This is a genomic window from Erysipelatoclostridium sp. An173 (assembly GCF_002160495.1).
GTDB lineage: Bacteria > Bacillota_I > Bacilli_A > Erysipelotrichales > Coprobacillaceae > Thomasclavelia > Thomasclavelia merdavium.
Genome location: NZ_NFKR01000031.1, coordinates 17810 through 27483 on the forward strand (window position 1 = coordinate 17810; position 9674 = coordinate 27483).

Sequence of the window (9674 nt, forward strand, 5' to 3'; positions counted from 1 at the left end):
TCCCCCTTTAAATATTGGCAACGATTAAGTTACCCATTTCTTCTGTTCCAACTAATGTCTTTCCTTCAGACATAATATCACTAGTACGATATCCTTGTTTTAAGACTTTTTCAATCGCCATTTCTATTGCATCAGCTTCCTTATCTAAATCAAAAGAATAACGAAGCATCATCGCTGCTGATAAAATAGTAGCAATCGGATTAGCTAAATCTTTACCAGCAATATCTGGGGCACTGCCATGACTAGGTTCGTACATTCCAAATTTATCTTCTCTAAGTGAAGCACTTGATAACATACCAATTGATCCAGTTACCATACTTGCTTCATCACTTAAAATATCACCAAACATATTTTCAGTTAAGATAACATCAAATTGTTTAGGATCTTTGACCAACTGCATTGCGCAGTTATCAACTAACATATTTTCTAAAGTTACTTCTGGATAATCTTTAGCTACTTCTCCAACTACCTTACGCCATAATCTTGAAGTATCTAAAACATTAGCTTTATCAACACTAGTAACTTTTTTATTTCTTTTCATTGCAATATCGAATGCTCTTTTAGCAATTCTTCTAATTTCAGTTTCGCTATAACTCATTGAATCACGCGCTACTAGTTCTCCATTTTCATCTTCAGTCGAACGTTTACCAAAATATAAACCACCTGTTAGTTCACGCATGATCATCATATCAAAACCACCAGCAGTTAATTCTTCTTTTAATGGACAAGCTCCTTTTAGCTCGTCATATAAAATAGCTGGTCTTAAATTAGCAAATAATCCTAATTCTTTACGAATTTTTAATAATCCTGCTTCAGGACGTAGATTAGGTTCTAATTTATACCATGGTGATGTATTAGTATCACCACCGATTGATCCTAATAATACGCTATCGCTATCTTTAGCAATTTGTAATGCTTCATCAGTTAAAGGAACCCCATATTCATCAATTGAAGCACCACCCATTAAAATATTAGTGTAATTAAATTTATGATTATATTTATTAGCAATGGCATCTAAAACTTTAATTGCTTCATTTACAATTTCTGGTCCAATCCCATCACCTTTGATTACCGCAATATTCTTTTCCATTTATTTACCTCTTTTTGCATTAACGTAATTAACCAAACCATCAGCTGCAATCATTTTTTGTAAAAATTCAGGGAATGGCTGACTTTGATAAGACTTTCCTTTAGTAACATTTGTTATAACTCCACTACCAAAATCTACAGTTACTTCATCCCCTTGTTCAATACCATCTACAGCCTCGGGACATTCCATAATTGGAAAACCAATATTAATTGAATTACGATAAAAGATTCGAGCAAAACTTTTAGCAATAATACATTTTACACCAGCTGTTTTTAAACAAAGTGGAGCATGTTCTCTTGATGAACCGCAACCAAAATTTTGTCCAGCAACAATAATATCACCTTGTTCAACTGTGTTTGCAAAATCAGGATCAATATCAACCATTGCGTGAGTTGCTAATTCTTTAGCATCAAATGAATTTAGATATCGCGCTGGAATAATTACATCAGTATCAACGTTATCACCATATTTATATATTTTCATTATTACTCACCCACCTTTTCTGGATTTGCGATATATCCAGCAATCGCACTTGCTGCTGCTACTTCTGGTGAAGCCAAATAAATTAAAGCTTCTGTATCACCCATTCTTCCTACGAAGTTACGATTTGTTGTAGAAACACACTTTTCACCTTTAGCCATAACTCCCATATGACCACCCATACATGGTCCACAGCTAGGAGTATTAAAAGCACATCCAGCTTCTACAAAAATTTCTGCTAAACCTTCAACAATACATTGTAAAAAGATTTTTTGTGTAGCTGGAACAACCATAACTCGAACGTTTTTAGCAACCTTTTTACCTTTTAATATCGCTGCTGCTTTTCTTAAATCACTAATTCGTCCATTAGTACATGAACCAATTACTACTTGATCAATATAAATTGGTTCCATAGTTTCGATTTCATCAATTGTATGCCCATTTCCAGGTAAATGTGGAAATGCGACTGTTGGACGAACTTTACTTAAATCTATTTCAATGACCTTTTCATAAGGCGCATCTGGATCAGCTTCATAAATTTTATATTCTTTTTTTGAATGTTCTTTCATATAAGCAATTGTTTGATCATCAACTGGGAAAATACCATTTTTAGCCCCAGCTTCAATAGCCATATTACAAATTGTAAAACGATCATCCATTGTTAAATATTGAATACCATCACCAACAAATTCCATTGATTTATATAAAGCCCCATCAACACCAATTTCATTAATTATATGCAAAATAATATCTTTACCACTGACGTATTTAGTTGGTTTACCAGTTAAAACAAATTTAATTGCTTCTGGTACTTTAAACCATAACTCACCAGTTGCCATTCCAGTAGCAATATCAGTAGTTCCAACTCCAGTTGAAAAAGCACCTAAAGCCCCATATGAACAAGTATGAGAATCAGCTCCAATAATACACTCACCAGCGACAACAATTCCCATTTCTGGTAAAATAGCATGTTCTACCCCACATTTTCCTTGTTCCATATGGTATGTTAATTCTTGTTCATTAGAAAAATCTAAAATAGCTTTAGAGTTTTCAGCTGATTTAATATCTTTATTAGGTGTAAAGTGATCAGGCACTAATACAACCTTATCTTTATCAAATACTTTATCAGCCATTTGTCTAAAAATTGGTAATGCCATTGGCCCTGTAATATCATTAGCCATAACCACATCCAATTTTGCTTCTATCAATTGACCGGCCACAACTGAATCCATACCAGCATGATCAGCCAATATTTTTTGCGTCATTGTCATTGCCATTATTTATATCCCCCTTATTTATTACCTTTGTAGGTTGTAATTAAGGAGTTTAATAACTCCCTAATTACAACACACAAAAGTGTGTTGTTTATTTAATCTTAGTTATTGATTAATTTATCTTCATCTGACCAAGAATATAATTTTCTAATTTCTTCCCCAACTTTTTCAGATTGATGTTCTTTAGCTAATTTTCTCATTGCTTTAAAGTGAGCTTGTCCACCAGCTTCAGACATATCTAATAAGAAATCTTTAGCAAATGTTCCATCTTGAATATCTTTTAAAATTTGTTTCATAGCTTTTTTAGTATCTTCTGTGATAATTTTTGGTCCAGTAATATAATCACCATATTCAGCTGTATTTGAAATTGAATATCTCATACCAGAGAATCCTGATTGATAGATTAAATCAACGATTAATTTCATTTCATGGATACATTCAAAATAAGCATTTCTTGGATCATATCCAGCTTCTACTAATGTTTCAAAACCAGCTTGCATTAATGCACAAACCCCACCACATAATACAGCTTGTTCACCAAATAAATCTGTTTCAGTTTCTGTTCTAAATGTTGTTTCCAAAATACCTGCACGAGCACCACCAATTGCAAGACCATAAGCTAAAGCGATATCTTGAGCTCTTCCAGTTGCATCCTGTTCAACAGCAACTAAACAAGGTGTCCCTTTACCTGCTTGGTATTCACTACGTACTGTATGCCCAGGTGCTTTTGGAGCAATCATAGTTACGTCAACATTTTTAGGTGGAACAATTTGTCCAAAATGAATATTGAAACCATGAGCAAACATTAACATGTTACCTTCTTCTAGATTAGGTTCAATTGATTCTTTGTATAATTTAGCTTGTAATTCATCATTAATTAAAATCATGATGATGTCTGCTTTTTTAGCAGCTTCAGCTGAAGTATATACTTCAAATCCTTGTTCTTCTGCTCTTTTCCAAGATTTAGAACCTTCATATAATCCAATGATTACATTAACACCAGATTCTTTTAAGTTTAATGCATGAGCATGTCCTTGAGAACCATACCCAATAATTGCGACAGTTTTACCATCTAATAAAGATAAATCACAATCAGATTCATAAAAAATTTTAGTCATCTTTCTTATCCCCCTATTCTAATTTTTATGACTTTTTATATCAATTTCGCCAAGACCACGTTTGATTCCTGATAATCCAGTTCTTACGATCTCAACGACATTGAACCCTTTTAACATGGCAAGCAAGCCATCAATTTTTGATTGATTTCCTGTTGCCTCGATTACTAATGAAGTCGGTGCCACATCAATAATCCGTGCTCTAAAGATATCAGCAATTGAAACCAGCGAAGAACGCTGTTGTTCATTTGCCTCTACTTTAATTAAAACTAATTCCCGATAAACTGATTCTTCTGGTTTAAGCGGGAAGATATCAATTACTTCTACTAATTTACTAAGCTGCTTTTCAATTTGATTTAAAATCAAATCATCACCGCAGGCAACAATCGTCATTCGAGAAATATTCGGCTGATTAGTTTCACCAACACTTAAACTTTGAATACTATAACCACGGCGACTGAATAATCCAGCAACACGACTTAAAACTCCTGGATTATTTTCTACTAATAACGATAATACTAAACGATTCATATTCCGCTCCTTTCATTTACTTTAGCGCTCGGTGTAAACGATTCATTGCAGAAATGATTGCTTTAATTGTTGCTGTTGTAATATTTGGATGAATACCTACCCCATACTCTTGCTTAGCGCTTCCCTTAGCTCTTAAGTATACATAAGCTGCTGCTTTTGAGCTAGAACCTGAAGTTAAAGCATGTTCGCTATAATCTAATAGATGTGAATATTGTCCAGGTAATGAATTCAAGGCATTTTTAACAGCATCAATTGGCCCATTTCCAAGTCCCGTCAATTCTTTAATTTCACCATTAACTTCAATTGTAATTTCTGCACGACGTTCATAAACACTGTCTTCGTCACTTATATCAATCAATCTTTGTTTAACAAAGCGATAAGGTTCTTCTATATCAACATATTGTTCAATAAATGTATCATAGACTCTTTCTGGTGATACTTCCCCTTCTTCTTCACTAATATCTTGAATAATCTTAGAAAAATCAACTTGTAATCCTTTTGGTAAATGGAATCCATACATACTTTCCATTACATAAGCTACGCCACCTTTACCTGATTGTGAATTAATTCGAACAATCGGTTCATATTGTCTACCAATATCACTTGGATCAATTGGTAAATATGGTACTTCCCAAATTGGATTATTTCTTTCTTGCATCGCATGCATTCCTTTATTAATAGCATCTTGATGACTTCCAGAAAAAGCAGTGAATACTAATTGACCAGCATATGGCTGACGTGGTGGAATTTGCATTTTAGTAACTTTTTCATAAACATGTTTAATATTATTAATATTACTTAAATCAAGTTTAGGATCAATACCTTGAGTAAACATATTTAATGCTACAACTACGATATCTAAGTTTCCAGTTCTTTCACCATTTCCAAATAATGTTCCTTCAACACGGTCAGCACCAGCCATAATACCAAGTTCAGTAGCAGCTACTCCTTCTCCACGATCGTTATGAGTATGCAATGATAAAATTACACGTTCACGATCTTTAAAATGTGTTGACATCCATTCAATTTGATCGGCATAAACATTAGGTGTTGTCATTTCAACAGTTGATGGTAAATTAATGATTACTTTTTTATCTTTACTTGCTCCCCATTCATCCATAACTGCTTCACAAACTTCCATAGCATATTCTAATTCAGTTCCAGTAAAACTTTCAGGTGAATATTCAAGAATTACTTCCCCATCGAATTCTTTACTTAATTCTTTAACTAATTTAACCCCATCAACAGCAATTTTTTTGATTTCTTCTTTATCTTTATTGAAGACGACATCTCTTTGTAATACTGATGTTGAATTATAAACATGAACAATTGCTCTTTTTAACCCTTTTAATGATTCAAATGTTTTTCTAATCAAATGTTCACGGGCTTGTGTTAACACTTGAACAGTTACATCATCAGGGATTAAATTTTCTTCAATTAAAATTCTTAAAAAATCGTATTCTATTTGACTTGAAGATGGAAAACCAACTTCAATTTCTTTAAATCCCATATCAACTAAGAGTTGAAACATTTCCACTTTTTCTTCGATTTTCATTGGTGTAATCAATGCTTGATTACCATCACGTAAATCGACAGAAACCCATGTTGGCGCTTTTTCAATAACTTTATCAGGCCAAGTACGTTCTTTAAAGTTGATTGGTTCAAATCTCTTATACTTTTGATAATTCATCATTTCCGTTTTCCTCCTATTAATTTTGTTAAATACTTATAAAAAAACTCTCGCACTCAAAATGACATTGCCATTTTGAGGACGAGAGTATAATAACCCCGTGGTTCCACCTCAATTTATTAATATCTCACGATATTAACCTCACTAAGTACGCTATATTATATAGTTCATACTCTTGCTAGATAACGGTTGCATTCCGTAGCCACCTACTGATTTCAGCGCTCCACTCAAGGATGAGTTCAATAAACAACCAATAATCCTTTTCACCAGCCAGGATCTCTCTACGCTTGATCAATCTATCTACTAGTTCCTATCAAAGTATTTAAGTTATGTTACTCAATATGATAGCTTGATATTTTATTAAAGTCAACCCATTTTCCAAAAAAACACAGATAATATATTATCACCCTAATAATTAATTATTTATTAGACTTTTTATCTAAATTTATATATCCTTATTATTTTACCTATTAATGATAATCAAATAGTTTATGTTTATTATAGATTACTTTAGCAGCAAACATCTCATCAACATTATATGTTTCATTCAACAAATCATGAAATTGTTTTTTATATTCTTGATATTTTTCTTTACTAAATGTAAATGTTTTAATCACTTCATTATCAGGATAAAGCAGTACAAATTCTAATCCATTATTATTTTCTAACACTAAATAATAACTAGCTTTACTTGTTAAAGATGTTCTAATATCATGTTTCATAATTTCAATAATACGATCATCTAAATCTTTTTCCTTAATAATAATTTTTTCTTTCATTTCCTTTAAATCAGATACAAAGCGTATCTCATAATCTGTTAAATCAAGTTCAATTTTCTTCAATAATTTTTGACTATTTTGACTTAATACTAAAACATATTTCAATTCCGGATCATAATAAACACACTCATATAAAATCTTTTGATAATGACCACAATGAGGACAGTAATATAAAAATAACTCTTCGTCCATTATACTATTTTTCGCTTTTATATCAGTTACACCATTAATAATAGGGTAAATTTCTTTTTGGCTGCTTTGTAAACAATGCACACAACTAATTTCCAATTTTATTTTATTAAGCATAATTTCTTCCTCCTGCATTAATTTTACAAAACCACCTTTTCTTTACTACCACAATATCTATAGATTATCTAAAGAATTCGCAAAGTTACTAAATAAATAAAAAAATTTTACACAAAATTCATAAACCGATTACATTAACTGGATAGTTATAAATAAAACAATTTATATAATAAAAAATGCAAAAATAAAAAAGGAGAACGATATGAAAAAAACAAAAATACTTACTGGGCTATTAACTCTTTCAATGATCAGTTCAACTACAATGACTGCATTAAATGCCCAAGATAATCGTACTAGTTTTAATAACACGATGCATGAAATCGCTAATTACAATACCAATGCTGGTGCAGATGGCGATGGTGGTGTTGCTGAGATTGTTAAATACAACAAATATAATCAAACTATGTATTTAGTTTCTGGTAAAACACAATCTGTCCATATTGTTAATTTAAACAATGTCAATTCAAACAGTAATACTACTTTAGAAGCAACAAAAACAGTTACTCTTGAATCAATTGGAATAAATGATGCTGGCGATATTACTAGTGTTGATGTTAGTCCTGATGGTAAAGAAATTGCCATTGCTATCCAACATAAAGATTATGATAAAAATGGTTATATTGCTAGATTTAATGCCAATGGGCAACTAATCAGTATTCATGAAGCCGGTATTCAACCAGATATGATTACTTATTCTCCTGACGGTTCTTTAATTTTAACTGCTAATGAAGGAGAGCCACGTCAAGGATATGAAGCTGGCACAGTCGATCCTAAAGGATCAATAACAGCTTTGGATACAAATACTAATCAAAGTTATGATATTGATTTTACAGCTTTTGATAGCGCTGAAAGTCGTGCTGCTTTAGTTGCTGATAATGTCATTATAAAAAAAGATACAGCACCATCTGTAGATTTTGAACCAGAATATATTACTATTTCTAATGATAGTTTAACTGCTTATGTTACTTTACAAGAAGCTAATTCAATTGCAACAATTGATTTAACTACTAAACAAGTAACTAGAGTTGATTCTTTAGGTTTTAAAGATTATAGCAGCGGTAATAACAAAGTTGATCTTTATAAAAAAGATGATGCAATTAATATTACAAATACTGATGAATTCTTAGGAATTTATATGCCTGATGGTATTTCTTCATATGAAGTTGACGGTAAAACATACTTATTAACTGCTAATGAAGGTGATAGCCGTGAATGGGGTGATTACATTAACGAAGTTGAAGAAAAATATGGAGAATCAGAAAGTAAAATTGTAACTTTAAATACTGATGATTATGATGGTTTTGATGACTTATCTAAAAAATATTTATTTGGTGGCCGTTCTTTTTCTATCATTGATGCTTCAACAATGACAATGGTAAGTGACAGTAATGGTGAATTTGAAGAAATTACTGCTAAATTATTACCTGAATACTTCAACTGTTCAAATGATGATATCTCATTTGAAGATCGAAGTGGTAAAAAAGGACCTGAACCAGAAGATATTAAAACAATGATTATTGATGGTAAAGTAATGGCATTTATTGGTTTAGAAAGAATCGGTGGCGTTATGAAGTATGATGTTAGCGATCCTACAAACCCTACTTATGTTGATTATCTTAATTTAAGAGATTTTAGCGATGATATTAGTGGTTCAGTATCGCCAGAAGGACTATGTACTGTTAGCGCTAAGGATAGTCCAACTAATAAACCAATGTTAATTATCGCTAACGAAGTATCTGGTGATGTAAATGTAGTAGAAGTTGCTGGTGAAACTTATCAACATTCATTAACTTTAGATAAAACAGAAATAGCACTTAAACCTGGTGAAAACCAAACATTAAATGTAACTTACGATGGTTATAAAACATTAACATTCTCAAGCGATAACAATAACGTTGTCAGCATCAATAATAATGTTATTACAGCCATCAATCCTGGAGTAGCTACAATTACTGTTAGTGACGGTCAAATTCAAGCAACTTGTAAAGTAACAGTCACTAATCCAGATAATAGTCAAACTGGAACTCAAACACCTAGCACTCCTGACCAAAATGTTTCAAGCCAAGAAAAACAGCCAACAAATACTGCTGTTAAAACAGGTGATGAATCTAATTTAGGGTTATATACTGCTGTTTCATTTTTAGCGATTGGTTTAATTATCGAACTAGTTAGAAGAAGACAAAAATCTCATTAATCTTATTATCAAAAGGGAACTAGTCCTAATGTTTTATTAAACTAGTTCCCTTTTTTCATTAATTATTCTTTCTATTGTTATAGTAGTTGGTTTTCCATTTATATATCCTTCTTTTAAAGTTAAATCTTCTATTAGTCTATCTGTCATTTCCTTAACCTCTTCTTTTTTTACCAACCCTACTATCTTCATTATCTTCTTTAATGAAATATCAGTTT

At 31.8% G+C, this 9674-nt stretch carries 8 protein-coding genes and 1 other annotated feature; of the genes, 1 reads left to right on the top strand and 7 read right to left on the bottom strand.

Annotation, left to right across the window (positions count from 1 at the left end; all coding sequences use genetic code 11):
• Nucleotides 1-7: 7 nt before the first annotated feature.
• The 7 genes from leuB to B5F09_RS11505 form a co-directional block, all read right to left on the bottom strand.
• Nucleotides 8-1090 (bottom strand): 3-isopropylmalate dehydrogenase, encoded by a 1083-nt coding sequence (gene leuB / locus B5F09_RS11475; RefSeq protein ID WP_087374291.1) that lies wholly within the window; start codon nucleotides 1088-1090, stop codon nucleotides 8-10.
• Entirely contained in the window at nucleotides 1091-1573 is a 483-nt protein-coding gene (gene leuD, locus B5F09_RS11480; protein ID WP_087302531.1) for a 3-isopropylmalate dehydratase small subunit, read from the bottom strand.
• Between the two features lie 2 nt (nucleotides 1574-1575).
• Entirely contained in the window at nucleotides 1576-2847 is a 1272-nt protein-coding gene (gene leuC, locus B5F09_RS11485) for a 3-isopropylmalate dehydratase large subunit (protein ID WP_087374293.1), read from the bottom strand.
• Nucleotides 2848-2945: 98 nt separating this feature from the next.
• Entirely contained in the window at nucleotides 2946-3962 is a 1017-nt protein-coding gene (ilvC, locus tag B5F09_RS11490; protein ID WP_087374296.1) for a ketol-acid reductoisomerase, read from the bottom strand.
• Nucleotides 3963-3980: 18 nt separating this feature from the next.
• Nucleotides 3981-4490 (bottom strand): acetolactate synthase small subunit, encoded by a 510-nt coding sequence (gene ilvN, locus B5F09_RS11495; protein WP_087374298.1) that lies wholly within the window; start codon nucleotides 4488-4490, stop codon nucleotides 3981-3983.
• Between the two features lie 16 nt (nucleotides 4491-4506).
• Nucleotides 4507-6183 carry a 2-isopropylmalate synthase gene (gene leuA, locus B5F09_RS11500; protein WP_087302522.1) on the bottom strand — a complete coding sequence of 559 codons (1677 nt, stop codon included), beginning with the start codon at nucleotides 6181-6183 and terminating at the stop codon, nucleotides 4507-4509.
• Between the two features lie 71 nt (nucleotides 6184-6254).
• Nucleotides 6255-6506 (bottom strand) — a binding site (T-box leader).
• Nucleotides 6507-6650: 144 nt separating this feature from the next.
• On the bottom strand, nucleotides 6651-7265 hold the full coding sequence (locus B5F09_RS11505; protein WP_087374300.1) for a CpXC domain-containing protein: 615 nt from the start codon (nucleotides 7263-7265) through the stop codon (nucleotides 6651-6653).
• 202 nt (nucleotides 7266-7467) lie between these two features.
• On the opposite strand from B5F09_RS11505, the gene B5F09_RS11510 reads away from it, so the two are divergent.
• Entirely contained in the window at nucleotides 7468-9459 is a 1992-nt protein-coding gene (locus B5F09_RS11510) for a choice-of-anchor I family protein (protein WP_087374302.1), read from the top strand.
• Nucleotides 9460-9674 lie beyond the last annotated feature (215 nt).

Bases quoted from the DNA above. Each gene is read 5' to 3' on its own strand.
- leuB (WP_087374291.1), bottom strand. From the start codon at position 1,090: ATGGAAAAGAATATTGCGGTAATCAAAGGTGATGGGATTGGACCAGAA.
- ilvN (WP_087374298.1), bottom strand. From the start codon at position 4,490: ATGAATCGTTTAGTATTATCGTTATTAGTAGAAAATAATCCAGGAGTT.
- ilvC (WP_087374296.1), bottom strand. From the start codon at position 3,962: ATGACTAAAATTTTTTATGAATCTGATTGTGATTTATCTTTATTAGAT.
- B5F09_RS11510 (WP_087374302.1), top strand. From the start codon at position 7,468: ATGAAAAAAACAAAAATACTTACTGGGCTATTAACTCTTTCAATGATC.
- leuA (WP_087302522.1), bottom strand. From the start codon at position 6,183: ATGATGAATTATCAAAAGTATAAGAGATTTGAACCAATCAACTTTAAA.
- leuD (WP_087302531.1), bottom strand. From the start codon at position 1,573: ATGAAAATATATAAATATGGTGATAACGTTGATACTGATGTAATTATT.
- leuC (WP_087374293.1), bottom strand. From the start codon at position 2,847: ATGGCAATGACAATGACGCAAAAAATATTGGCTGATCATGCTGGTATG.
- B5F09_RS11505 (WP_087374300.1), bottom strand. From the start codon at position 7,265: ATGCTTAATAAAATAAAATTGGAAATTAGTTGTGTGCATTGTTTACAA.